Source organism: Paenisporosarcina antarctica, assembly GCF_004367585.1.
Taxonomy (GTDB): Bacteria; Bacillota; Bacilli; order Bacillales_A; family Planococcaceae; genus Paenisporosarcina; species Paenisporosarcina antarctica.
On sequence record NZ_CP038015.1, the window covers coordinates 2,617,497 to 2,644,244 of the forward strand.

A 26,748-nucleotide genomic window follows, 5' to 3' on the forward strand; every position below is an offset into this window, starting at 1 on the left:
TTCAAGCCATATGGATACAAGGACTGGATTTACAAATATTTTTTAGTTACAAGTCATATTCGTATTTCTGTCCCAAAACCAGAAAACAGGTAATAGGAAATAGTATCCTACTACCTGTTTTTATTCGATTACATTGTTCTTCTCATCGTTCACACGTAGATGTAACACTTTCAATTTACTATTGAAAGTCCTATCTTAGATGTTTTTGAAACTATATTGAATCCTTTTCTGTAGTCTCTCTCCGATCGTTAGATAGGAACCAACCTGCTACAGCAATTCCAATTAGAACGAAGTAAAAGGTTAGTTTCCACTCAAGCGAATGTGCAAAGTCATATGAGATAACCCCTACATCCGGATGTCCTAATGTTAGAACGACAAGCTTAACACCAACCCATCCGACAATCGTAAATGCAGCAATTTCTAGACCTGGTCTTGAATGAAGTAAGCTCACAAAATAGTTTGCAGCAAAACGCATGATGATTAATCCGATCAAGCCCCCAGCAAATATCACGAGGAACTTACCACCATCCATACCGCCAATCTTCGGTAGATTTGTATTCGGAAGTGTTATTGCTAGGGCAACAGCAGCTAAAATTGAGTCAACCGCAAAAGCGATATCTGCCAATTCTACTTTGAAAACCGTAAACCAAAAACCGGATTTCTTTTTTTCTTTTTCTGCTTCATTTTTGTCCTTTAGTTTATTGAAATAGAGTTTCCTCAAAATATGATTAAGCGCGATGAATAAAAGATAAAGAGCTCCTATTGCCTGGACCTGCCACACATCAACTAAGAATGAGATAACGAATAATGAACCAAAGCGGAACACAAATGCACCTGCAAGTCCGTAGAACAAAGCTCTTTTTCGCTCTGCCTCAGGGAGATGCTTAACCATAATAGCTAATACAAGTGCATTGTCTGCTGCCAATAATCCTTCAAGTAATATTAATACAAATAACACCCATCCATATTCCAGTAACATTGATATATCCATATAAAATGCCTCCAATTAATTTAAATTCCATTACTTGCTTTCGACGTGTCATGATAGTCAATTATTAACTATTTCAGTGCCTAAACTAGGCAACCACTATTAATTGCTTACTCCAGGATCGCTTATTAGTATGATTGACCCTGCCCATACTAGTATCAAAACTAGTTCCATGACTGGATTCGAGTTCTGCCTTGAATTGGTGGAAAGCTTAGTTGAAATATAGAATGCATACCATTTGAAAGCCATGCTTCGTATACAACTGAACTTCCCTTTGTCATTCAAAAGCATACCCGTCATCATGGGATTTCATGCCTGAAACAGAGGGTGAATGCAGAGCTAGCCATTGACCTCATTCCTCTGTCCTATTTTAAGATTAGGCTTAATTTTTCCTGTAAAATGATTGAATAATGGTGAGAAACCTCTTTTTCTTTGATCTCCTTTCACATAATCTTTACAGTTAGTTGATTTATTCACTCAATTGGTCCGTTTCCATTCACTAAAAAAAACCTTTGCCAGAAAACGGCAAAGGTTTTAAAAATAAAAAGACCTTTACCAATTGGTAAAGGTCTTGCTAACAACGAAATCGTTGCCAACAAAGCCGGGAGATAAAAACCTCCGTAATGACGACCCTGCTGTAAAAGCTACTCCCCTTTAGGAGAACTGTTATTCAACTAATTATTAATACTATATTCTAAGAACAACTCCAATGTCAATTTAATTCTTTTTAATTTATACTAATTGAGAAAACAACAAAAATACGAATCATCATCGACGCATATCTTTTAGTGCACTCAGAATTAGTTTTAAGATTTCTTCCACACAATTATCCCCGTCTGAGACAGTCTCAATTACCTCCCTTCAGCCAACCAAACGGCTAGTTTGTAATTGGATTCTTATACCGAGTTTCAAATGAATATCCCCTTATTAACTACATAGTAAAAAGCAGAGAAAGAATAATTCCCTAAAGTTTGTTTTGATAATAAGTTTGGAAGTTAGAAAAGCGTCTGACCATGCGATTGAACACAATAATTAGTGGCTAGTTGATTTATAAAAGTGGGAAAGAATGATTTTGTTAAATAGGGATTAAACTAGGCTTTATAGATGTCAACTAGAGGTTGCGGTGTATTGCAACTAAAGTTATCTTTACTTTTAGGACTAAACTTATTAATAATGGATTATAGGTTGTAGAAAGGGGATTATTGAAATGATTTTTGGTGAAAAATTAAAAAGTGAGAGAAAAAATAAAGGGTGGTCTCAAGAAGATTTAGCAGAAAAATTATTTGTCAGTCGCCAATCAGTTTCAAAATGGGAAACTAGTCAAAACTATCCCAGCATTGAAGTAGTGATCAAAGTGAGTGACCTTTTTGGCGTAACGATTGATGAATTATTGAGAAGTGATGAGGAGTTAAAAGACAAGGTCATTAAAGATAGTAAGCAATTAGCACACCCGAATCTCAAAATATTATTTGATTCATTATTTTTAATAGGTTTTGCACTAATGATCATAAAAATAAGTATTCTTTTACTAAATAAATTTACTTCTTTAGATTTAACTTTGTATAGTGGAACGTTTTTTTGGAATTTTGGACCATTAATCCTAATGATCGGTGCAGGAATTGGTTCCAGTATTGTTAAGGAAAAATATAAAGAAGATTAATACAGTTCATTTGATCTAAGGCAGCAGAGTTAGAACGAGGTTTTATGTTACGTCTCAGCCAATCAGTTAGCCATATAGATTGATTATTTCTTCTTTCTACATATGACAAATTTATTTCCCGCATAGATAAAGAAGAGGATCCCCGCCACTGGGGATCCTCTTCTTTGCAACCGAAAGCAGGCTGCATCTTTACTTCTCAAATTTATTAATTAAATTGCCTTCCAACACATCATCGGACATTTTGAGCTCTTGTACCCCTTGGTCGAATGGCGCGCGGCATTGTTCTGTGGGCAATGTCTCCCCGCTTTCCCGCTCATAGCAGCTGCCATTCTCGTAGATGCCATCAGAAGAGGTGATGAACGTTAAATCACCGGTGATGAAGGAGCCGTCGCGGAACGTCACCTTCCGTTCTTCCCCGTCCCAAAGATTGCTACCAATCCATTTTCTTCCGGACGATGGAGCATCGATCAGGTCGAGAAGGGTCGGTGCGAGATCCAATTGACTGCCAGTCTGGTCAAATTGCTGCGCTTCATCGACTCCGGGAATGTGGAAGATGAGCGGAACTTTTTTATTGGCTTCGAAATAGGTTTGCTGTTCACCGGCGTCTGCAAACTCACTGAAAGCTGGGTCGTCTGCGGTCAAGCCGGTACTGTGGTCTCCGAATATGACCAGCATGGTATCATCCCATAGCCCCTCCGCTTTCAAGCGATCGACAAAATTGCCGATGGCTTGGTCGACGAAATGGATCGAGTGCAGGTAATTGCGGAAATGGCGCTTACTGTATTCGGCATAGCCGTCCATGTTCAATACTTTATGGTCATCCGGCATTTCAAATGGATGGTGGCTCGTCAGCGTGATGATATGCGAATAGAACGGCTCTTCCATGTCCACCATCTTGTCGAGCGATTGCTGTAGCATGGCGTCATCATTAATGGCCCAGCCGATCACTTCGTCTTCTTCGAAATCACTTTCGCTGAAGAATTGGTCAATTCCGAGTTGCTTGTACATGATATACCGGTTCCAGAAACTCGGTTTATACGGATGAAAGACATTCGTGCTATAGCCTTTATCTTTCAAAATCTGCGGAAACGAATCGTATTCATTTTCTGCATAAAGCATATACGCCGAGCCTTTCGCTGTCGGATACAGCGATGTATTCAACAGGAATTCTGCGTCCGATGTCCGGCCGACACCGGTCTGTTCGTAAAATTCCGGGAAATAAATGCCTTCTTCTGCAATAAGGCTATTGAGGTAAGGGGTGATTTCCTGGCCGTTAATCTCCCGGTTGATGACGAAGTCCTGAAGCGCCTCCACCTGAAGGACGATGACGTTCTTATCTTTCGCCATCCCTGAATAAGGGCTAGCTGCAGGTGCCTCGTTTCTCTCCTCGAACCAGCTTGCGACAGATTCCACTTCATCTTCGGTATATTCTTTTTTATTGATGAAATTATCTTCGGTATAACGTTGGAGGTTCGCCCCATGGAAGCCGAGAAGCCCCGTGAAATTATAGACTCGCATATTCGAAATGAGTTTGTTGAACTGCCAAGCTCCACCGTTTTCCATCGATTTATTGAAAGGAATGAAAGTGAGCTGGTAACCGATTATTAAAACAAGCAGGCCTGTCAATAATTTGGGGATTAGCAAAGGCTTTGCTGGCTGATGATTTCTCGTTTTCCTAAAATAATAGATGAGCAGCGGAATCGTCAGCAGAAGGTCGATGAAGAAAATCAGGTCGGTCCAGCTAAACAAGGCGAAGACACTCTCCCCGACATCCCCGAGCTGCTTCATCTGCATCAATACGGTAATCGAGATGATGTCCTCAAAATAGCGGAAATAAATCACATCCGCCAATATGATGAAGGACAGCAGCGCATTGATGATGAAAATGGCGACGAAACGCTTTCGGCCATGGAGGAACAGGATCCAAAATGTCGACAACAGAATCGTTCCGACACTGACCATGAGTACCCCTTCAAAAATCCGCAATTCCGTTTCTGCTCCGAACAGCCAACCGAAAAACTCCCTTAGGTAGTCAATAGGCATCAAGGTGACGAAAATCGTACCGCTCACCTTTGCAAATATATATAATTTCAATAGCAAGATGAATAAAAGAATCATAAAATCCATCTGTTTTAACATAAAACGAAATACTCTTTTGGTTACTTCCATAAATTGAACATCCTTTTCCAAGTTCTTTACTGTTCAATATTTTACCACGTGATGGACAGCAAAGGGATAAATTCCTAAATTATACTAGACCATATCATTTGCCAGCGATACACTAGTAAAAGAGCAAGTATCACCCAAGAAAGAAAGGATCACCCATATGAAAATCAAAAGAATATTCCTGTTCTTTATCGGCCTGTGCCTGTTCGCTATCTCCATCCCTTCAAGCGGCATCATGCTGATGGAAGTCATATACAGAGCTGAAATGGTCAATAAATACAATATCACCGAACTCAATGGGATGTTTGAAGGGGCCCCGGCAAGTTATGAATTTACCGGAAACATAATCTCTACAACCCACGAGTTGAAAGATGAACCCCCTTATTTGAATGATTGGGACGACCTCGTCTACCCAGCTGACATTTCAATTGCTGTTAACGGCGACATTATAGAAGTATTAGAAAGATACCCAGTTAAGCTAGAAAGGGATGGACTTAAACAGAAAGGGCTTAACCAATACACCCATTACCTGTCCTATTGGCTGATTGAGAATCAGAAATCCGGCGAGAATTTCTTTGCCGTCACGCTTCAATTGAATGGCGCAGATACGAAACAGATTAAAGACGGCATCATGGATGGCTTTATCCCGCCGGATGAAATCGAATACGAATTATTGACTGTCCAGGAAGACGGAACTGTAGAGAAAGACTTCTTCACCTACCAGGACAAAAGCAAATTGCAGACTCAATTGATTACACCGTTATTCGCTGGCCCTGCAGGTTATTACACGGATACCCTGACCGGCTATCCGTCTGCGATATTCCCGCTGATCTATCCATGGCTGACGACACTGATCGGAATCATCCTGATGCTCGTCTATTTCCCAAATAAAGTGGTTTTTAATAGAAGGAAACCGAAATCGATAAACTGAAATTCACAGAAAAAGAGCCGCAAGTATCAGATAAACTGATGGTTGCGGCTCTTTGGGTGGCACCTTTCCCCCTTTTGGTACCTGTGCATTTTGTGTACAATAGTGCCAGCCAGTTCAAGAGGACAAAAAACAAGTGACGTTGAAGGTTTCTGGCTCGCTGCTTTCACATACCTGTGTAAGACTCTAATGTCTCTCAATTTGTGGCTTATACAGGTATGCAAAATCCTGGATTGAAACGAGCGTAACAGAGTGTCATCTAAACACTGCAGCAAGCTAGGTTTCCGGATCGCTTTGGACGGTACAACTGCTGCTTCATAAGCTTGAGAATTAGAAACTAGCGATGTTATTTTGTCACATCGTAAGTTCTCTTTATTTGACGATTATCTAGTATAACTAAATAATTTAACCGAGTACCATTTTATTCCGTGTCTTCTTTAAATAATTCTTTTAAATATAGGTCTCTTCTATTCAAAAAACCTTTCATTATTTGGTAATGATCGGTGTCTTCGTATTCGATTTCAGAGACGGGTGTTGTATCAAAATTTAATATTTTTGATTCTGGATAACCTAATAATATTGGTGAATGTGTGGCAATAATAAACTGACTATTCCCTTCTTTTACTAACTGCCTAATGATTCTTAATAGTGCTAACTGCCGCGCTGGAGATAAGGCAGCTTCAGGTTCATCTAATAAATATATTCCTTTTTGCCCAAATCTATTGTTAAATAAACTAAAGAAAGCTTCACCATGTGATTGTTCATGCAAGGATTTACCACCATAGCTCCTAAAAATATCAGGACTATCTACAGATAATTGATCTAAGTAAGAAGCAAAATGAAAGAAACTCTCGGCTCTTAAGAAGAAGCCTTGATTAATCTTTGGCAGCCACGAAAGGCGAATATGTTCACCTAACGTAGAGTTCGAAGATTTAATTTCATACATATTATTACGTCCACCTCCAGCAGTATTAAATCCACATTGGTAGGCTATAGCTTCAAGCAACGTAGATTTTCCAGACCCGTTTTCTCCCACAAAAAAAGTTACTTCACTAGTAAAGGTAATTGAATTAGACCCTTTAATTGAGGGGATGGAAAAAGGATATGATCTATCATTAACTTTATCTTTTATAATGGTTACACTACGCAGAGACATTCCATCAAACTCCTATGATTTTACAAGTTCTAATTTTGTATGAATATAATAACATGATTCTGTAACTTATTAGTACTAATAATTAGACCAACATCCGATTTGAATTATTGATGTCCTGTATTTTTCATGCGAGGAATAGTGTAAGTACCACAACATTATTATAGAATTATTTTAATAAATATAGAAAAAAACAGCAATAAACACATACCCAAAGATCCCCCCATCCAATACCAATTTGGATGGGGGGATCTTTTTACAATCAATTCTATAACTAAATGAAATTAAACAAACTGCTCAACTTTCTGTAACATCGTCCCATGCTGCTTAAGGTTCGTATGCCAAGAGAATGCTTTTTCAAGTACATGTGGAGTTTGACCGCCACGTGTTAAAGCTTCCCCGTAATATTCCCACATCAGCGCTCGGTACATTGGATGGACACAGTTTCCAATAATTAACGGTACTCGTTCGCGTGGAGCCAAGCCGCGTAAATCTGCGTAGCCCTGCTCAGTGACAACGATGTCCACATCATGTTCGGTATGGTCAACATGCGATACAAACGGTACGATGCTTGAAATATTTCCACCTTTTGCAATCGATTTCGTGACAAAAATTGCGAGGCGTGCGTTTCGAGCAAAGTCGCCAGAGCCACCTATGCCGTTCATCATTTTCGTACCTGATACATGCGTTGAGTTAACATTTCCATAGATGTCGAACTCAAGTGCTGTGTTAATAGAAATAAGTCCAAGACGACGAATGATTTCGGGATGATTGGAAATCTCTTGAGGACGCATGACGAGTTTATCACGATACTTCTCAAAGTTCCCGAACACTTGGTGCATCTTGTCCTCTGATAAAGTAATTGAACAGCAAGAAGCCGACTTCACTTTTCCGGCATCAATCAAGTCGAAAGCCGAATCCTGCAACACTTCCGAGTAGACATCGAGATCCGTAAATTCCGAATCTATTAAGCCGTGTAGTACTGCATTTGCAATAGAGCCTATGCCCGATTGGAGCGGTGCGAGCTTATCAGTCAGTCGTCCTTCACGGATTTCACTACGAAGGAAATCTAATAGATGGTCTGCTATTTGCTTGGTTTCAGCATCTGGAGCCATGATGGTAGATGGTGAGTCCATCTGATTGGTGAACACGATGCCTTTCACTTTCGCAGGATCGATTTTAATTCCCTTTGTGCCAATTCGATCGTCCGGATTCATTAAAGGTATTGGTTTGCGTTCACCTTGCTTGCCCGGGTCATAAATATCATGAAGGCCCTCAAGCATTTCCGACTGTGCCATGTTGATTTCAACAATAATATTCTTCGCATGTTTCGCAAATATCGATGAGTTTCCAACTGAAGTCGATGGGATAATATAGCCATCTTCAGAAATTGAGACCGCTTCCAATATAGCGAAGTCTATCGGACCGATTACTTCAGAACGGATAAGCTCCGCCGTGTGCGACAAATGTTGGTCGACAAACAGCATGTCTCCATCATTTATTTTTCCACGCATGACTGGATCTGCTTGGAATGGCAATCTTTTTCCAACGATGCCTGCTTTTGCAAAGGCCGTATCTATATCGGATCCGAGAGAGGCTCCCGTAAATATATTTACTTTAAATGTTTCCGTTTCGGCACGCTTGACGAGCGCAAATGGAACCGCTTTCGCATCGCCCGCACGCGTAAATCCGCTTAATCCTAGTGTCATACCGTCAGTAATCCAAGACGCTGCTTTTTCTGGCGTAACAACGCGTCCTTTTAAATCTGGATGCTTGATTCGTTTCAGTTTTGTTTCCATATTCTCAACCTCAATTCAATTTCATGACTATTTTAATAATTCTAACAAACGAAGCCATGATATAGCGTTTTAGGGCAGGAAACAGGGATATACCCGCTGAAACAGGTAAATACCTATCTGAAAAAGACGATTAGAAATCAAGTAATTTCCGGAAATAGCTAGCATACGATTGACTCACCGGAATTTTCGTGCCGTCATTCATCAACAGTAAAAGCGTAGAATGTGTGTCTGGATATACTTCGCGAATATGGTGGACATTGACAATAAACGATCGATGACAACGAACGAACAGTTCTCGAGGTAAGATGAATTCAAACGTCTGAAGCGAATTGCGGTGCGTACCCGAAATTCCATTAGCTTCGACATGCGTTTTCTTCCCACGCACTTCCAAATACTTTACATCTGGAAATGGCACTGGAATCCAACCGTCTTGCGTCTTCACCATTAGGACAGATTTACCTTCCGTGAATGAAGGATAAATGGCTGTCACACTGCCCACAACTTGTCCATCGCGGTGGAAAGGAACGGCCATGCCATGGTATGGAACTGCAAACACATCTCGGTTGATGAAGTCCGATACCTTTTGTCCAGAGGTTAACGCCATGTGAGCAAGTGACCCAGACTTCACCAAATCACCAGCCTTTATTTTCAAATCCACTCTCACGCTTGGACGATAATAAACATAGTGTTCACCGTCTGATACTGCAATCGAAATTTCATCTGAAAATAATTCCCCCATAACGTCAAGCAGTTCATAATCTTGAAAATCCTTCATCTATAAAAGCACCTCTTTCTAAAGCAAACAATCTCTTCCTTCTATTATAAACATGATTGAGGATGTAGGGTTAAAGTCTGCGCTGGACATATAAAGGTTTCCGGCTCGCTTTGGACGGCACAACCGCTGCATTATAACCTAGGGAGTAAAAAGAAGGTTGATTTGACGTTGTCAAATCAACCTTCTTCTTTTTTAAAAGCAATCTTGCGGCGGGTGTGCGTCCGTCGCTCGCCTTTAACCTTCACGTGCACAGGTCAATGATTTTGGGTTATTAGAGAATGGACATTTACTGCCTAGAAAAGAAGCCGCCGAAGATGAAATTTCGGTGGCTCGTAGCTAACTTTAAAGGATTATTCTGCGTTACTTGAAAGATGGGCTTCGCACATTCTACCGTAAATATGTAAGACACCAATCCCCATCGATTTGTGGCTTACACAGGTACGTAAAATTCTTGCTTGTAGAATATCTCGAACAAAAAAGTGGCAAGACGTCTAGCCGTGTCACCTATTTATCACTACGGTTTTGAACTATCTTTCTTTAACAAGCACAGCGAGAGTGTCATCTCTAATAACTGCTCGCTATGGACCACAAAACCACTGCGTCATAACCTAGATACTATGAGAACTAGCGATGTAACAAGTCATTCTATTATATAATTGATTTCAAAATAATAAGAGATTATTTCTACTTTTATTATGAGCTCAAGGGGTGGTCACTTCTATTGCTTTTCTTATATACTAGAGTAAGATGTGAGGGATTTATTATGCAACAATTAATGAAAATAGTATATGAGGTCATAATGATTTTACTTGTTATGCTGACCCTTGTTACCCTTTGGACCGAAGACTCTTATAATTCGACTATAAATTGGATAGTATGGGGTGTCTTTTTTATGGACTTTTTCATTCGTCTAATAACGTCAAAGGAAAAGTGGAACTTTGTAAAGAAAAACCCCTTTCTTGTAATTGCCATCATTCCGTTTGATCAATTCTTTCAGGCAGCCAGAATTGTACGGATATTATATTTCTTTAGGATTAAAACTATAACAAAGTATTATATTTCACCATACGTAAAAAAACTTTCTTTCCAATCCGTTAGTTTAATAGTATCCATCTTGCTCGTTATTTTGTTGGCGGAGACCTGGGTTATTTGGTACCTAGAAAATTCTGTCCAGACTTATTACGACGCATTGTTCGTTTTATCTGGTTATTTATTCTTTTTTGGTCATGGTGTATTTGTAATTAAAGACCCCATATCAATATGGACTTTAACCGGGATATCCATTATCGGGATTGCAATTCAAGGTTTGGCACTTCAGTGGGCTTTTACTAAGGCAGAAACATTGTATTCTGCTATCAAAGAAAAAAATTCTGTTTCCTAGAAACAAGTGACGATGCATGGTTAAAGCTAGACTTATGAAGGTTTCCAGCTCGCTTTGGACGCCACAACAGCTGCATCATAACCTAAGGAGTAAAAAGAATGGTGAAGTGGCGTTGTCACATTACCATTCTTTTTTTAAAGGCAATCTGGCGGCGGATGTACGTCCGTCGCTCGCATTCAACCTTTTCACGTGCACAGGTCTATGATTTTGGATGACTAGATTGGTAGTACCACACTCTATAGTAAGTATCGCCGAAGATGCGGCAGCTCGGCTTCACTCACTTTCCCGTACCGGTTTAGGACATCAATGTCCCTCGATTGGTGGAAAACACACCCTGCTTAAAGATTTTCAAGAAGTGGTGGTATGATAAATTTATCCTATGTTATTTTATTGAAGATAAAAAATAACACCCCCTTTTAATGATGAATCATTGCGACATTATGTGAAAAATAGACCACTGTCTACAAGCTCGCAGTGGAGAGTTCCAACGCTATTGACTGGCATATGAAATTAGTAGTTTTACTTATTAATTTTTAGACTGGATGACAATATGTAAGTTAAAGTCGTTTAAACGTTTATATTCAGACAGGAGTGAAATGTGATGGGGGAAGTTCAAAAAATAGAGCATCAAGTTCAAACACCCACGATTGTCATAGCAGGAGCCAGTGGGTATATTGGAAGAAATTTAATTAAAGAGCTAGTTAACGATGCTTCTATAATAGCCCTATCTAGGAGCTCATCTAAACAGAAACCCGGTGAGAAAGTAACGTGGCGTTCATGTGATTTGTTTTCGATGGTAGAAATAGAGGAAAGTCTGAGCGGAGCTGATTATGCTGTTTATCTCGTGCACTCAATGCTTCCATCTGCTCGATTAACACAAGGTAACTTTGAAGATATGGATTTAATATTAGCGGATAATTTTGCACAAGCTGCACAGAAAAATGAAATCAAACAAATCGTTTATTTAAGCGGTCTGATTCCTGAAACAGATCATTTATCACGACATTTAAGAAGTCGATTAGAAGTGGAAAAAGTTCTTAGTTCTTATGGAGTCCCTGTAACTACATTACGTGCTGGATTAATTGTGGGTCCACAAGGTTCTTCATTCCCGATATTAGTTAAACTAGTCAAACGCCTTCCTGTAATGATCCTTCCGAAATGGACAAATACGTTAACGCATCCGATTGCCTTAAGTGATGTATTAATTGCATTAAAACAGTGCATTGGAAACCAATCTGTCTATAATAAAATCATTGATGTAGGTGGTCCTGAAGTGATGACTTACAAAGAGATGATGTTGCGAACAGCCAAGTCGTTAGGGAAAGATTTACATGTATGGAGTATCCCTTTAATTACACCTAACTTGTCTAGACTATGGGTAAGTTTAACGACGAATACACCTAAAAATATGGTATATCCTCTTATAGAAAGTCTCATTCATCCGATGACGGCTCAGCCGGAACGAATGGTTGAAGGAATCAGTTACGGTCAAACTCCTTTTTTAGAAGCGGCAGTTTCTGCGATCGAGATTGAAGACAATCAGATGAAGGAACAACGAAAGAAAAAGGCGAATGCGAAGGGTTCACTGGATTTACGTGCACCTCGTGAACACAATGTTCGCTCTGTGCAAAGATTAATTTTACCTGAAGGAAAAAATGCCATTTGGGTTGCTTTATACTACGTTGAATGGTTATCAAAATTCCTAAAGCCTATTATTAAAGCGGAGATTGATGAAGAGTATAATTGTACATTGTCTACCATATTGAGTAAGGAACCTATGATGGTACTTTCATATTCCAAAGAAAGAAGTACACCAGATCGCGCGTTATTTTATATAAGTGGTGGCAAACTTGCCATAACAAAAGGAACTCATCGAGGCAGACTTGAGTTCAGGCATATCCCCGGAACGAATGAGTGCTTAGCGGCTATTCATGAATATGTACCTTCCTTGCCATGGTTTATTTATCAATTCACGCAGGCGAAAGTTCATCTCTGGGTGATGAATAGATTTAAGAAGAGATTAAAACACTTGTCTGAATAAGAAGAAATGTTGCGGCTCTTTGGGTGGCACCTTTCCCCTTTTTAGTACCTGTGCATTTTGTGGATAAAATAGTGCCACCCGACTTAGGTAAAGTTAAGCACCTGAAGATTTCCGGCTCGATTTGGACGGCACTCCTGTTGCATCATAACCTTGAGAGTAAATAGAATGATGATTTGACGTTGTTAAATCATCATTCTTCTTTTTTGAAGGCAATCTTGCGGTGGATGTGCGTCCGTCGCTCGCCTACAATTTTCCCTTGCACAGGTCTTTGATTTTGGTTTACTAGAGAATAGACACTTACTGCCTAGAAAAGAAGCCGCCGAAGATAAAATTTCGGCAGCTTGTAGCTAACTTTAAAGAATCCATCTACGGTCTTTGAAAGAAGGGTTTTACTCACTTTCCGGTACCTGTGTTAGACACCAATGACCCTCAATTTTCGCTTACACAGGTATGCAAAAATCCTGGCTTGAAACGAGCGCAGCGGAGAATATCTCGAACAAGAAAGTGAAAGATTGACTAGGTTTCCAGCTCGCTATGGACCGCAAACCCGCTTCACCATAACCCAAGATTCGATTTAGTTACATGATTTTTTAAGGATTACACAATTCTTATTAAAATAATTGCTATTAAAAGAATACTTGTCATAACCATAGAGATTTTCTCTATTCGTTTTACTGACTGATTCTGATTTTCATTCGTTTGTTGAACCGTTTCTTTCAATTCCAAATTTCTTTGCACAAGTTGATTGATGTTCCGTTGCAACTCGATTACTGAATTATTTACTGTAGATACCGTAGAAGACATTGATACTACTTGTTGTTCAAGTAAATTAGTTTTTGATTGAAGATCCCAAACATCTTTACCAACTTTAGATGACACATTCTTAATGACCCCAATTTGTTCTTTTAAGTAATGCTCAGTCTCAGAAAAAGAACTTACAACTGTAGAACTCAACTCTTTAAATCTATTTTCATTTTTCTTTAATTGAGTTTCAAATTCCTTAGATTTTTCAGTAAAATGCGATTGGATTATTTCAAGCGCATCTGTTGTCTGCTTTACTCGTTCTAGCTGCTTCTCCACCAACAAATGTTGAGCCTCAATCTCTCTCAAATATGTTGATGCTTTCTTGACATGTTTAATTTCAGTTCCTAATTCATCAATATATGACTCTAATTTATCAATGTTCTCTAATTGTCCCACGGATATTCACCACCTATTCTTACTTCTTTAATTTTAGAACTTACATGTTTTACAAGTTCGCCATAAGAAAATTTATCTTCAAAAGATTTATTGACAATTTTTTTATCTTCTATTGAATTATAACCATTAGTAATCAATATTTTGCTCAATATCAATTTTTCTTCCTGCATTAAAAATTCATTTGCTACATCTACAATGGATAACAATAATTCTTTACGAAGGCCATCTTCTAATGTAGTGATATGTTTAATAGAGTGAATTAAACGCTGTTTAGATTCTTGAGTTAAAGAGCCGCTACTAACTAAAGTAGTAATTCCTTCTATTAAATTTAAAGCTGGATCATTTTTATAACTTTCTAGAAATCGACTTAATGTAATAGATAAATCTTTTATCTCATTATCATTTTTGGGTACTGTCTTATCGTTTGTGTCCACATAATAGATTTTCCACCAATTATTTAAATTATGAGGAATGGCAACTGTTTTTTCTAATAAATACACATCGTCATTACGTTTAAAATAAGTTTCTAATTTATGTTGAAAGTCATCTGAATCTTCAAACTGTAGTACGTAATTAAACATATTTTTAAGTGATTGTTTACGAGAGTATATAACATTATCGTTATACCATTTAAGTAAAATATAAGCATACTTATATAAAGGTGAAACAGAATGGCTTTCATAAACCTTTAAATAATCTAGCAACTCCATATTGTTGTATATAGCTGATTCTGTAAAAGTAGACTCATATTTTTGAATATGTTTAAAAACACTATCCTTAATATTGTCCTCATCATATTCATTTAGATTAACAATAATTGTATTCGTCTTCCATTCTATTACCCAATCATCTACAAGTCCCAGAAGTGCCAGCCTGTATACTATTTTTTCATTATCACTCTGTTTTGGGATGTGCACTACCCCATTGTCTCTCAGATAATTAAAATAGAAATCACTGACTATTGCAGTTTCTTCATCAACATCCTTTAATCCTTTTTTCATTAAAAACATGATACTATTTAAATCGCCTTGTAAAACTCTTGTTGTTTTTTCTATTTCATCTAACTTCGTATTTAATCCAAATAAAATATTTCTTTGATTATCCGATAAACCGTCTTTTGTAAATAAAATATAACAATCAGAATCAGAACGATCCCTACCCGCTCTACCTGCCTCTTGATAATATGATTCTAGAGAAGAAGGAATACCGTAATGAATAATAGAACGAACATCCGACTTGTCAATCCCCATACCGAAAGCCTTTGTAGCAACTAATACATCTAATTCATTATTCATAAATGAACTTTGAACGTTGTCTTTATATTTTGCAAAGTCTTGCGTTTCGAAGTCCTTTGGTTTGCTCCCACTATAAAAAGCCGTTTTTAAGCCCAATTGATTTCTCAGCTGATTACTTATCTTAAAACATCCGCTATGACCACCTGCTGTCTGTGTAAAAATAATTAGAGGATAAGGTTTTTTATTTTCATTTACTATCTCAGCTAACTTATCTTGTTTCTCAACCCTGGTAGCCTCAACTACATGAAAATGTAATTCTTTTCTTGTAAAGTCTGAGATAGTTTTTACATTTTGGCTAGAAATATCTAATTCATTACGGATATCTTGTAATACTTTTGATGAGGCTGTAGCGGTTAATGCTAAAAATGTTGCGGTTGGCGCATATCTTCTTATAGTTCGAGCCAACGCTAAATAAGATGTCCGAAAATCATGTCCCCACTCGGATAGGCAATGAGCTTCATCGATCACAGCATATGCAAATTGTTTATTTGCTTGTATCATCTGAATTCGATTGCGAAATTCCTGTTGTTGAAACCTTTCCGGCGAAATAACTAAAAATAAAAATTTTCCCTCTGTAAATCCTTTTAAATTATCTGATGCAATTTGAGGTGGCAAATCTCCGTTAATATAATCGATACAATCGACAAAGTGTTTATCATTTAAACTTCTAACTTGATCAACCATTAATGATTTTATTGGTGCAACAACAAAACTGATAGCTGGCTGTAAAAAAGTGCAGATTTGATACGTTAAGGATTTACCACCTCCAGTTGGTAAAAATCCTACGGTGTCATTTCGATTTAATGTATTAATAATAATATCAGTTTGTCCTGCATTAAATGTGTTGAATCCATAAAGCACATTTAATAAATATTGAAGTGACGACAAATGTTGGTCTTCTTTTATTGAATAATTCACGATGTATCCTGTATTCATAGTACGATAATTATTTTCTTCAAAATAATCGTCTCTTATATAAATGATAGAGGGATCATTTAATGTATCATCCCAATATTTCCCAACTAAGTTGTCTATACAAATGTATTCTTTTTTCATTGAAGAATGGACATATATTTTAGGGAGTGCAATGGAATCATTAAACAGTTTCCCAACGACCTCTAACCATTTATTTAAATCCTCCAAAGCGAGTTGAAGTGATTGAGCCTGCTGCTGAGTACTTACTGCAAAATCCCACTGTTTATCGCTAAATTGAAGTTGCTCACCTTTGACTAATTCTATAATCAACATTTGAAAGCGGTAAATTTCGGTTAACTGATAGTGCAATTGATATGAAGATGGATTTTCCAAATACTTTTCGAATAATTTAATTTTCGATTCGTGTGTATAATAGTTTTCTCGTAGCTTAATGGTAAGATTTCTATAATCTTTATTTTTAATTTGCGCAGTTGAAATCCGAATTACAGTGACTCCATATTTACTTAAAAACTTGTCCCTTACTTGATCTAGCTTTTGTTGATGTCTATCTTCATGATTAATACCATCCACTTCTATAACTAGTTTTAGCAGCGGACTATAGAAATCTACTTGTTGCTTTTCAAAATTACTATCTGGAATAATATGAGTGAGTGGACATTCTGCAATAAATAAATCTACTAAAAATCCTTTTTTATTATATATTTGACGTAATTCTTTATAAAGCGTTAAAGCAGGATAAAACTGATTCACATCATCTCCCCGAATTGAATGACTCCAATCTGTTGGTGAATTTTGAATAAACCGGACATCAGCCATTTCATGTAGATAAGATCGTTTTAAATGAAGTTTTTCACGTAAAAATGGTGTTGCAATTGTTGGATTTCCTCGAACAATAAAGTTTTGAATTATTGAAAGAATAGGATTATCCGAAGTCTTAGAAGACTTGTGAGATACATTTTTAATCACAAAATGGTTATTGACCTTCGCGTAACCGGTATTATATTGAAGCATCAGAAACATCCTTTAAATTATTTGTTGTAAAAACAATGGATATGAATTATGTATACGTGTTCTTTATTTTGAACCTAGTATCCCATCTTCTATTCTTTAACCTACTATGAAAGATTCTAATTATTAAACTATTTATTTTTCACTACTTGTTTTTACTCATTTCTTCACTTTATATCCTTCTCAAAATGAAAAATTTTATTTCTGTGAACATTAGCATATAAGTAAATTATACCATGATAAAATATACTAAAAAGAAATTTTTTCCAATAAAAAAACTGAAAAAAGTAATGCACAGTCCTTTCTTTATTTTAATCCCAATATTTTACACACCATTCCATGTATTCCTTTGTATGACTTCGGATACATATAAGCCCCACATTGTTCACATTTAAACACAGGCGGAACAATTGGTCTACATCGTCCATTCGATCAAAGTCTCTTACTACTTGGAATGGAATTCTCTCTTCTGCCTGCCCGAAAGCTTCCAGACTGCGAGTACATTCACCGAGAGATGGAACGTAGTAGAGTGACATTGTCGCTATTACGGTATGAGTATGTCGAAGGATGTTGGAATAGCTGTGGAGAACATTGACAAACTTATTCTCTAATTATTTGTTCCGTGTATTCAAAATTGAAAGAGACAACTAAGCGACCAAGTCACTTAATTGTCTCTTTCTCTTGACTTTCGTCCACTTAATAATTTCATTATTTCCCTTCATATGTGTTCGCTTATAACAACTTCTCTCTGTGAATTAAAAGGAGTAAAATTATAATTGTCTTTCGTAAGACATTATGATTTTTTAAAAAATTTTATGTTATCTTGTTCTCACCGCTGTTCCATGATATGGATTAATATCCTCGTTTCATAATATTATAATCGGCTAGCCATGCCACCTTTTTATCACTTCGGTTTAGAACTATTTTTCTTTAACGAATACAACCAGAGTCCCACCATATGGAAGCAACGTTTCCACACAACATCTTAAATCTCCCCAAAATGCTACAAACCCAAAGATGGGTTATCACCTAGCCTCACTTATCGACAAATGAATGAGGAAAATCCACATTGGAGAACATGGTCATACCTGATTTCTACTCATTAGTTCCATGGATTCAAAATTAAAAGAGACGGTCAAGTGACCTAGTCACTTGATCGTCCCTTTCCCTTGAAGATGCAACTTCGTCTACTTTATAATTATGTGTTCGTATACAACCACTTCGCTCGAGTGCTGCCCCAGCGACACTCCGACAAAGAAAACTTTTTTTACAAAGGTACCAGATTTACTAATGTTTTACACTTAGAGAGCCATGAAGTCTAGCTTTTAAATGTTAAGAAAAAACAGACAACTACAAATGTAAAGTGACTTAAAAATCATAATAACTGATTGCCCCCGTATACTCATCACATACCCAATCCCAACGTGTTACTCGTTTAGTTAAGTTAACATTATAAAGAGGATTTTTTACATAGCAAACTTCTAAACTATCGGTTGTTTGTTTTGCAATGGCTAGGATATACTTTTCTTTTAATTCATTTGCAGTTGAATATTCGTTATTAGTCATTGATATAGGAGCACCCATACTATCGACACTCTTTATTTCAATATATTCTATATTACTACCCCTATATACTTCTAAATCATAGCCTAAATTACTTTTACTAACATCTTGAACTCTGTCTACACTATCTTCTCTCTCCAGAAATGCTGCTAAATTCGTCTCTACACTTCTCCATTTTTTCAGTGAATTACTATATTTAGTGACATTATCTTTAAACTTGTCATTACTAATAACATTTTGATTAGTATTGAATGTAGAAATAGCCTTATTAAGACTATTACTTTCTTCTATCATTATTTCATGAATTACTTTTATATCTTCTAGTAGATTAATATTCATAGGTATCCCTAAATTTTTTACAAAGTATTCTAAATCATTCTTATCATTTATTTTAATATTTAGTTTTTCCAGAAATATGCTATCAATAGTTTCTGAACCATTAAGCTGATTTATTGAGAGAAATCCTTTACTTTCAAAACACAAAAATTTAGCACTCTTCAATAATTCTTTTACATCTAGATTTAATTGAAATCGATATTTCCTAATACTTTCTGCTAATATTTCTACTCCCCCGATTAAGGTGGGAGAATAATTTTTTGAACCATCTAAAACTTCCTCTAAAGTTAGTTGTTCTGCCCCATAACTCTCTGCGAACTTTAATAAGCCAGGAAACCGACTTTCATAATTTTTATCAATAGGAGAATATTTTGTATCTTTCATGATAGATAAAAAGTCTTCTTTATTTAGCCACGAAGGATTCAATTTTAACTCACTAGTTGAATATGATTTACCATCATCATTAATAAACCATTGATTATCATTTAAACTTGATTTAAATTTACTGATAAAATATTCTTTGAATTTTTGTGTTTGTGAAAACTTTGAATAAACACTTTCATTTTTATCTGATAGAATATTAAATATCCCTTGAAATTCTTGTTTACTAAATTGACTCTTTATTGTTTTCACCATTAATTCACAGCAATCTTCAATGGAGTTGAATGTTGCATCATCGTATACAATTTTAGTTCTTGATGGGTCTGTAGAAAAATCACCATTGACCTTTATAGGTAACCCCACATTATCTTTTGTGGGCATAAAGGAATGTGCTACTGACCTTGAAGCATCAACTGCTACAATTTTCATATTCTCATCTAATAAAAATGCTATTGCCTCTATCTTGCTATTTTCTCCTCGGCAAACAAGCCAGTTTTCTTTAATACCGTCCTCCGTAACGGTCAATAATTCTTGGTCACCGTTTAACTTCCTTTTAACACTCATTAACTTTTCAATATTTGTATCAAATTCAAGTTGTTTAATTTTTTTCAGAAATAACAATGAACTGGAATCAAAGTATTAATAATCTTTTAAAGGACTATACTTGTGGGGAATTCGAATTAACGGGACTTTTATTTGCTCTTCAAGTAATTTATTGGTTAATTCTCTAGAAAAAGTAAGTCCAATATTTTTACTAAGGATATGTACTCTATCGGCCAAATTGACTACGGATTTAAATCCTATACCTCTATAACCTATAGTTGTACCTCCCCTTTTTTTTGTGGAAGCACCACTTCTACAAACAGCTAAAATATCTTCTTCTGAAAATTCCCTTCCGTCATTTGCAACTATAATCGTGTTATTAATTTTCTTTATAAGAAACCTACTTGATAATGCATCATCTGCATTTTGCAGAAGCTCAATAATTGAACGTTCTTGATAACTTTCAGCAATATAGGTTTCCATACTTGCCAAATCTGAAAGAAGAATAGGCGAATTTTTAGCTTCAAGAAAAAATTGTTTTTGCAATTCATCAATTAAAATCATTTTTTTCACCTCAATATAATAAGAAATCTCCTCATATAGTTATGAAGAGACCCCGTTTTGATTTTATTTAATATTTTTGTGGATAAATTCTTAGTTTAGAAATTACTTCGCCTTTTGGGGCATCAATAGTCTCTGAAAAAGGTTGAATACCTTCAAAGTTTTCTTCCTCTATTGTTGTATATTCTGTTCCAATTATTTCTCCAATATTGTTATAAGCACTAATGATAATTTTAATATCGTATTCGATTTCCCCGAATACTTCCCCAATTACCTTTGCTTCAAAGTTTTCATTATAATCATTATACTCAAGAAATGCATTTACATTAATTTCAACACCATGTTTAGTTTCAAGATTTTCTAGTTTATCAATTAATATTCTTTCTGACATGTTATTCCCCCTAAAATGTTTTGGTATTCTGTAAAATAGTAACATAGTCATATATTAAATATACCAATTTTTATCTTTTTATATTCTTTTGCTAGTTCTTAATCGTTCCCTCTCCAAAAAATGTTAATGTGGAGAACATGGATATACCCGATTTCTACTCATTAGTTCCAAGGATTCAAAATTGAAAGAGACGATAAAGTGACCAAGTCACTTTATCGTCTCTTTCCCTTGAAGATGCAACTTCGTCCACTTTATATTTTCATTATTCTCCGTCATATGTGTTCGCATACAACAACTTCGCTCGAGTGCTGCCCCAGGGACGCGAATTATTAACCCACATTAGATTTCAATGACACTATTCGACTCTAGTGAAGTTCTCAATTGATCAATGTCGTTAAATGGGCTTGTTCTAACGATGGAACTTAAATGATGCATACCGGAAGCAATTAACTCTTGATTGTTCTCATTCATTCCTTTATCAATTAATTCAAAAGTTTTATCAATTGCATCTCTTCGTTCTCTAAATATGTGTTCAAAAATGCTTCTGTATAAATCATATTTAAGTTCAATTTCTCTTAATGCAATTTCTCGTTGCATTTGTATTTGTGCAATTTCTCGTTCCGTAACTTGATGTTCTCTATATGCTTCGCCAACAACTTTGAAGAAGCTTAAAATATCTTGTTTAGGTAAAATTTTTACTACTTCCTGAATTCTTTGCAAAGCTAGTACATTTGTATTTCCCACTAATTATTCCCCCTTTAGATTCACTATTGTCGTATCGATTAAAATTGAAAAACTTGTAGCGAGGTTTCCAATATACTGTATATTTTCTATATCTTTTTTGGTATAATAACTCCTTTTAAAAACTTTTTTCCGAATTAGTTTTATCCATTTTGACAGAAATTTATATGGAAACAACACTTTATTTATCTTTGTTACTTCATGATTAAAAACCTCTCTAGATTTTTCTAGTGCAAACTTCAATTCTTTAGCTCGCTCAGCCATAAGCTCCATTGAAAGGACTTGCTCTTCCATCTGATCTATAGATTTTAAAATAATATTCATCTCTAGTTCAATTTCTTTTATTTTCTTCCCAGCTTTCACATGGCTAAAAGCACCATAAGCTACTAATGCAGGTACTGCTACTAGACCGCCAAGAACAGTAGTCCCTAAAGCCATTCCTCCTCCCCCTGCTGCAAGTGCTCCACCACCAAACCAAGCGAGTGTCGCATTGGTAGCAGCGGCACCTGATAGAGTTGCAATAGTTGCTCCTGTGGTAGCCGCTCCAAAACTTGATACTAGAGCCCATGATCCTAGTGCAGTACCTATACCAGTTGATATACCTTTTGTTGTATTAATAGCCATTTCCCCTGCAGTTAAAGTTGAGTAGATTTGTTGAAAATCTACTCTTTCATTAATCTCAAGTAAACCTTTATCAGCTAAATTACGATCCTTAATTTGAATTGTCTCAATTATGTGTGAAATTTTTTTTAAGACTCTGATTGAATTTACTTTTTCAACAATTAATTTTTCTAAATCCTTGTTAAGCAAATCAGTTTTATTTTTCACTTTTTCGTTTAATTGTCCATAATCATCAACTAACTCATCATAATCTTCTACTTTTCTTTCAATTCTACCTGATGCCCCTAGAGTAATAATATTATTAAACATTTGCTTCCCCCTGAGATAGATAAAGCAGTAATTGTTAAGTAGAACCTTTTGTACCAAAGAATATTTGCAACTATTCTCTAATAAAAATATACTAGTTGAAAGTTACATAAACTCTTCATTTTTACCATTTACTGTTTATATTTATTACTTTTATCATACGACATATGAATCATTTAATCTCTACAATATTGTCGACAAAAAACGACATCTTGGCTTATAAGTAATAATGTGATTACTAAGGTTTTAGTCGTACAATCCTAGAGCTTACTGTATTTAAACATAGTAAAAACCTCCAATATTAAAATTACACATTATTGTAATTTTAATATTGGAGGTGACAGTAATTATAAAAGGATTCTCAGGTTAGGTAACCTTGGTTGAGGAAACGGGTGGCACCTTTTCCCCTTTTGGTACCTTTGTATTTTGGATAATATTCAATTTTACTACCAGCGTCAAAGTTAATAACGATAGGTTCTTTGTTATCATCGAATTTAACAATACCACCTTTAATCCTTCTTTTCTTCTGCTGGATTCATCGCCGTAATGCTATCTAACTTAGCATTATCTTTTTCTAGTTAGGATTGTACATGGGCGGTAACGGGTGCTGCTGTGCTTGCTGATGCATAGATAAGTGTTAACATTACTAGTGACAAAGGAATAGCCAATAAGCGGTTCTTCTACACATAATTTCTCCTATAATTATATTTACTTACCATGTTAGTAAGTTATAATTAGGGAATATTCAGACTATTACCACTATATTAGAAAAAATAGTAATTTTGTATTAAAATAACTTCTATTGACGGATAGAAGTTAATAAAATGATGGCAAACAAAAAGTGGAGGATTAGTCCCTCCACTTTTTTTATTTTCTTCAGTTGTAATTGCATTTTTACTTAGTGACTACCATGGGTGGCACCTTTTCCCTGTTTGGTACCTGTGCATTTTGGATACAACAGTGCCACCCAACTCCTAGCTGGAGATATACCCAATTCCTCCAACCTCACAAGTCAACTTCCCTCATATGGAAAAAGCGATACGTAGTAACCAGCCCAATAATAAATAGACTTAAAGCAAAATAGGCAGGAAGTAAATGGATAAACGTGGTGTAGCCAATTAAAAGATGAATCGATATGGCAGCTGCGAAAGCTGGGAGGCCACCAATAAGTAGCGTCCACCATACCCATTTGTTCCCTTGTTGGAATCCCCACAAAGACAACGTAAGAACTAAAAACCCAACACTCAGTAAAGCACTCCCAAAACCAGCGCGATCATGCGCTATGACAGATAATAGCCTTTCATTAAAGGCATGAAGCATCTCTGGGGACATACAAATATACAGTAAATCAGTTGGCACAAAGATCTTCGTAACGCCTACAAATGAAATAATGATACCTCCAAGAATGAACGAGAACCCTAGGGTAACAAATGCAAGTTGACCAAATAAACTGCGTCTCCAACTGACGTGATTTCTTGTATTAAATGACGAAGGGGTTCCATTCAAATGTCTTGTCTTTATAAAACCAACTATATAAAAAGGTAAAAGTATGAGCCAGAAGATGAGGTGGAGCCAATCAAAATAGCCATACCCAATGAATAGAAAGATTCCCATAAAGCCAATGATGGCAGCCAAATCAATCGCTTGTTTTGCCCAAAGTAAGCCATTGCGTACCCCATATCTCGCTAAAGACATATAAACAATCCCACCAGAAATCATGGTGCCCGCGAGTGTCATTCGGTCATGTGCCATAAAGAATAAAATCCGCTCATTAAATAACAGGATTTCATCCCTTTCCATTCCAAGAAACTGCTCATCATATGGCAGAATGATCGAGGTTAAGCTAAAAAGAAGCGCTAAAAAACCACCAGTTAAAATCATCAAACCAAATAACCAATACCAAATCCAGGTTGTATTTGTTGGGTATTCAGGTTGTACTTCCGAAAGCAATGCTTCGTTAATTCGTTTAGTTAGCCCTGGCCCTGACAAAACATAGCCACCTGATAACAAAACAAGGGACGCACCGGCACCCAGTAACGACAATGCATCAGCCGGTTCATTAATCCCGCCGACCGTAAGAATAGGTAGTTCAAAGTGATGAGCTCTTAAAAACTGAACCCCGTCTAGTAATTTTGACAGATTTTCTTCAGATGATTGGTTTAATTGTTCATCCAAGACAACACCAGAAAAATTAGTTTGAATTTGTTCAATAGGTAGTTCTTCTACTTGATTGACAGGTACAGCCAAATAAATGGGTTTATTTGATGTGTGGTGAAATCTCTCGAAACTAGTCGATTGTACAACAAATGCATCTGCGTACATGTCTAACTTCTCCAGCATTTCTACTTGTTCATCAACCGTTCCCGCTAACCTAATCAAAAGCGGTTGCTTTGGTTTCCACTTTTTAAGCTGTTGAAGTGTTTGATCAATTCCAATGGATTCATAGTGGGGTGAGAACTCAATCATTTGCTTAGTATAGTTAATGGAAGGAGTGGTAGCATCCGTGACACTATTTTTCGTTACTGGACCGACTTCTATAAAACCAAATCCTAGATTAGAAAATGCCTTAGATCCTGTTAATAAAGGATCTATTTTACCAGATAGTCCGACCGGATTTGGAAACGTGATGTCTTGAATCTCTCTTTGCACTAAAACAGATGATTCCTCTCGACCTAAAAAGTTAATGAAGCGTCCTCCACCGGGAAGAGATGCGATTCTAGTCATCCCGCTGTGGATAAACTCTCTTGAAACAGGAGGAGGAAGCTTTTTTGAAATTGGTTTAAATAAAACATGGTATGACCAATCAGGCATTTTTGATGCTCCTCTAATACGTCTAAGTGACTGTATTGTACCATTTTCCACCTAATTGAAACACAAATTCTGGTGTGTACAGGCACTTTGGTTTACTAGAGAATAGTCACTTACTGCTCAGAAAAAAAGCCGCCGAAGATGCGGCAGCTCGTAGCTATCTTTAAAGTATCCATCACGTTCTTTGAAAGAAGGGTTTCACACACTTTCACGTACCTATGTAAGACACCAAGTATCCCTCAATGTTTGGCTTACACAAGTACGCAAGACCCTGGCTTGAAGAGAGCACAGCGAGAGTGTTATCTCTAACATTGCATCGACTAGGTTTCCGGCTCACTTTGGACGGCACACCTACTGCATCATAACCTTGAGAATAGGAAACTAGCGATGTGACGTTGTCACATCGCTAGTTTCATTTCAGATAGGCAATTTTCGGTGGATGTGCGTCCGTCGCTCGCCTTTCAACCTTCACGTGTAAAGTTCCATGATTTTGGTTTACTAGATTGGTACCATACACTCTATAATTAGTATCGCCGAAGATGAGGGCAGCTCGTAGCTAACTTTAAAGATGTTTTCACCTACACCTGTTTCAATATCTATAAACGCTATCACATGTTCCGCCAATTGGTTCATAAAAACAATGTTGTTTAAATTGACCTGCAAAAGGTTGATTGTACCATGTTGGAGGGCAAGGTCCATATGGATTAAAGTACCAAAGGGCGTATTTCCCTGGATGTTTTCCCCAAAAATCCAAAGTCTGTCTTGCTAATCTTTTTTCAACTTCTCTCGCTCTCTGATAAAATAGATTACCTTTTTGAACAGCTTCAAAAGAATAATTTCCTCCTTGAATATGAAAAATGACATCTCTAATTGTTCTTACATCCCTAAAGTCTAAACAATCAGATCTAGCACGATTAACAATTACATTTCCAACATATAACATTCCTTGCTGACCTTCACCCTCGGCTTCTGCTCGCATCATCCTTGCCATTAACTCAACGTCTGAATCTCGGTACTTTATTCTCGGCATTTATTCACCCCTATATATAGTATGAAAAAAGCCATTAATTAGAATCTAATTATTTTCGCGCTTTTCATTGCAAGGTGATGGGTGGCATCTTTCCCCCTTTTGGTACCTGTGCAATTTGACGACAATAGTGCCACCCG

General features: G+C 36.6%; 18 protein-coding genes. 4 read left to right on the top strand and 14 right to left on the bottom strand.

What is annotated here, in order from left to right:
- Positions 1–211 precede the first annotated feature (211 nt).
- Positions 212–991: a TerC family protein gene (locus E2636_RS12760; RefSeq protein ID WP_134210535.1), complete on the bottom strand. Its 780-nt coding sequence runs from the start codon at positions 989–991 to the stop codon at positions 212–214.
- A gap of 1,204 nt (positions 992–2,195) precedes the next feature.
- On the opposite strand from E2636_RS12760, the gene E2636_RS12765 reads away from it, so the two are divergent.
- Complete coding sequence (locus E2636_RS12765) at positions 2,196–2,648, top strand: helix-turn-helix domain-containing protein (protein WP_134210536.1); 453 nt, start codon at positions 2,196–2,198, stop codon at positions 2,646–2,648.
- A gap of 189 nt (positions 2,649–2,837) precedes the next feature.
- On the opposite strand, the gene E2636_RS12770 is transcribed toward E2636_RS12765, so the two are convergent.
- Positions 2,838–4,787, bottom strand: coding sequence for an LTA synthase family protein (locus E2636_RS12770; protein ID WP_166669520.1), 1,950 nt, complete (start codon positions 4,785–4,787; stop codon positions 2,838–2,840).
- A 187-nt stretch (positions 4,788–4,974) separates the two neighbouring features.
- On the opposite strand from E2636_RS12770, the gene E2636_RS12775 reads away from it, so the two are divergent.
- Positions 4,975–5,745, top strand: a complete 771-nt coding sequence (locus E2636_RS12775) for a hypothetical protein (RefSeq protein ID WP_134210538.1) — start codon at positions 4,975–4,977, stop codon at positions 5,743–5,745.
- A gap of 418 nt (positions 5,746–6,163) precedes the next feature.
- Here E2636_RS12775 and E2636_RS12780 read toward each other — a convergent pair whose 3' ends face one another.
- The 3 genes from E2636_RS12780 to E2636_RS12790 form a co-directional block, all read right to left on the bottom strand.
- Positions 6,164–6,898, bottom strand: coding sequence for an AAA family ATPase (locus E2636_RS12780; protein ID WP_134210539.1), 735 nt, complete (start codon positions 6,896–6,898; stop codon positions 6,164–6,166).
- 281 nt (positions 6,899–7,179) lie between these two features.
- Positions 7,180–8,694 carry a succinyl-CoA:acetate CoA-transferase ScpC gene (locus E2636_RS12785; protein ID WP_134210540.1) on the bottom strand — a complete coding sequence of 505 codons (1,515 nt, stop codon included), beginning with the start codon at positions 8,692–8,694 and terminating at the stop codon, positions 7,180–7,182.
- A gap of 130 nt (positions 8,695–8,824) precedes the next feature.
- Entirely contained in the window at positions 8,825–9,469 is a 645-nt protein-coding gene (locus tag E2636_RS12790) for a LytTR family transcriptional regulator DNA-binding domain-containing protein (protein ID WP_134210541.1), read from the bottom strand.
- A gap of 763 nt (positions 9,470–10,232) precedes the next feature.
- Between E2636_RS12790 and E2636_RS12795 the strand changes: the two genes are divergently transcribed.
- Positions 10,233–10,850 carry a transporter gene (locus tag E2636_RS12795; RefSeq protein ID WP_134210542.1) on the top strand — a complete coding sequence of 206 codons (618 nt, stop codon included), beginning with the start codon at positions 10,233–10,235 and terminating at the stop codon, positions 10,848–10,850.
- A 601-nt stretch (positions 10,851–11,451) separates the two neighbouring features.
- Positions 11,452–12,891, top strand: coding sequence for an NAD(P)H-binding protein (locus E2636_RS12800; protein WP_134210543.1), 1,440 nt, complete (start codon positions 11,452–11,454; stop codon positions 12,889–12,891).
- A gap of 597 nt (positions 12,892–13,488) precedes the next feature.
- On the opposite strand, the gene E2636_RS12805 is transcribed toward E2636_RS12800, so the two are convergent.
- The 9 genes from E2636_RS12805 to E2636_RS12845 form a co-directional block, all read right to left on the bottom strand.
- Positions 13,489–14,091, bottom strand: a complete 603-nt coding sequence (locus E2636_RS12805; protein WP_134210544.1) for a hypothetical protein — start codon at positions 14,089–14,091, stop codon at positions 13,489–13,491.
- Positions 14,079–17,333, bottom strand: a complete 3,255-nt coding sequence (locus E2636_RS12810; RefSeq protein WP_166669521.1) for a RecQ family ATP-dependent DNA helicase — start codon at positions 17,331–17,333, stop codon at positions 14,079–14,081. Before E2636_RS12810 ends, E2636_RS12805 begins: the two co-directional genes overlap by 13 nt.
- A 1,365-nt stretch (positions 17,334–18,698) precedes the next feature.
- A complete protein-coding gene (locus tag E2636_RS12815; protein ID WP_166669522.1) occupies positions 18,699–20,174 on the bottom strand; it encodes a protein NO VEIN domain-containing protein in 1,476 nt (491 codons plus the stop codon).
- A 75-nt stretch (positions 20,175–20,249) separates the two neighbouring features.
- Entirely contained in the window at positions 20,250–20,717 is a 468-nt protein-coding gene (locus tag E2636_RS12820) for a sacsin N-terminal ATP-binding-like domain-containing protein (protein ID WP_134210547.1), read from the bottom strand.
- A 67-nt stretch (positions 20,718–20,784) separates the two neighbouring features.
- On the bottom strand, positions 20,785–21,105 hold the full coding sequence (locus E2636_RS12825; RefSeq protein WP_134210548.1) for a hypothetical protein: 321 nt from the start codon (positions 21,103–21,105) through the stop codon (positions 20,785–20,787).
- Positions 21,106–21,444: 339 nt separating this feature from the next.
- Positions 21,445–21,849, bottom strand: a complete 405-nt coding sequence (locus E2636_RS12830) for a hypothetical protein (RefSeq protein ID WP_134210549.1) — start codon at positions 21,847–21,849, stop codon at positions 21,445–21,447.
- A gap of 3 nt (positions 21,850–21,852) precedes the next feature.
- The gene (locus E2636_RS12835; protein ID WP_134210550.1) at positions 21,853–22,776 is read right to left on the bottom strand and encodes a hypothetical protein; all 924 of its coding nucleotides are present in this window, start codon (positions 22,774–22,776) and stop codon (positions 21,853–21,855) included.
- 1,002 nt (positions 22,777–23,778) lie between these two features.
- On the bottom strand, positions 23,779–25,584 hold the full coding sequence (locus E2636_RS12840) for a dihydroorotate dehydrogenase (RefSeq protein ID WP_134210551.1): 1,806 nt from the start codon (positions 25,582–25,584) through the stop codon (positions 23,779–23,781).
- Positions 25,585–26,170: 586 nt separating this feature from the next.
- A complete protein-coding gene (locus E2636_RS12845) occupies positions 26,171–26,611 on the bottom strand; it encodes a cell wall hydrolase (protein ID WP_134210552.1) in 441 nt (146 codons plus the stop codon).
- Positions 26,612–26,748: the final 137 nt, after the last annotated feature.

What these genes read in the sequence shown, in the direction of transcription:
- E2636_RS12760 (WP_134210535.1), bottom strand. Translation starts at nt 991, where the DNA reads ATGGATATATCAATGTTACTGGAATATGGATGGGTGTTATTTGTATTA.
- E2636_RS12765 (WP_134210536.1), top strand. Translation starts at nt 2,196, where the DNA reads ATGATTTTTGGTGAAAAATTAAAAAGTGAGAGAAAAAATAAAGGGTGG.
- E2636_RS12770 (WP_166669520.1), bottom strand. Translation starts at nt 4,787, where the DNA reads ATGTTAAAACAGATGGATTTTATGATTCTTTTATTCATCTTGCTATTG.
- E2636_RS12775 (WP_134210538.1), top strand. Translation starts at nt 4,975, where the DNA reads ATGAAAATCAAAAGAATATTCCTGTTCTTTATCGGCCTGTGCCTGTTC.
- E2636_RS12780 (WP_134210539.1), bottom strand. Translation starts at nt 6,898, where the DNA reads ATGTCTCTGCGTAGTGTAACCATTATAAAAGATAAAGTTAATGATAGA.
- E2636_RS12785 (WP_134210540.1), bottom strand. Translation starts at nt 8,694, where the DNA reads ATGGAAACAAAACTGAAACGAATCAAGCATCCAGATTTAAAAGGACGC.
- E2636_RS12790 (WP_134210541.1), bottom strand. Translation starts at nt 9,469, where the DNA reads ATGAAGGATTTTCAAGATTATGAACTGCTTGACGTTATGGGGGAATTA.
- E2636_RS12795 (WP_134210542.1), top strand. Translation starts at nt 10,233, where the DNA reads ATGCAACAATTAATGAAAATAGTATATGAGGTCATAATGATTTTACTT.
- E2636_RS12800 (WP_134210543.1), top strand. Translation starts at nt 11,452, where the DNA reads ATGGGGGAAGTTCAAAAAATAGAGCATCAAGTTCAAACACCCACGATT.
- E2636_RS12810 (WP_166669521.1), bottom strand. Translation starts at nt 17,333, where the DNA reads ATGCTTCAATATAATACCGGTTACGCGAAGGTCAATAACCATTTTGTG.
- E2636_RS12815 (WP_166669522.1), bottom strand. Translation starts at nt 20,174, where the DNA reads ATGAGTGTTAAAAGGAAGTTAAACGGTGACCAAGAATTATTGACCGTT.
- E2636_RS12820 (WP_134210547.1), bottom strand. Translation starts at nt 20,717, where the DNA reads ATGATTTTAATTGATGAATTGCAAAAACAATTTTTTCTTGAAGCTAAA.
- E2636_RS12825 (WP_134210548.1), bottom strand. Translation starts at nt 21,105, where the DNA reads ATGTCAGAAAGAATATTAATTGATAAACTAGAAAATCTTGAAACTAAA.
- E2636_RS12835 (WP_134210550.1), bottom strand. Translation starts at nt 22,776, where the DNA reads ATGTTTAATAATATTATTACTCTAGGGGCATCAGGTAGAATTGAAAGA.
- E2636_RS12840 (WP_134210551.1), bottom strand. Translation starts at nt 25,584, where the DNA reads ATGCCTGATTGGTCATACCATGTTTTATTTAAACCAATTTCAAAAAAG.
- E2636_RS12845 (WP_134210552.1), bottom strand. Translation starts at nt 26,611, where the DNA reads ATGCCGAGAATAAAGTACCGAGATTCAGACGTTGAGTTAATGGCAAGG.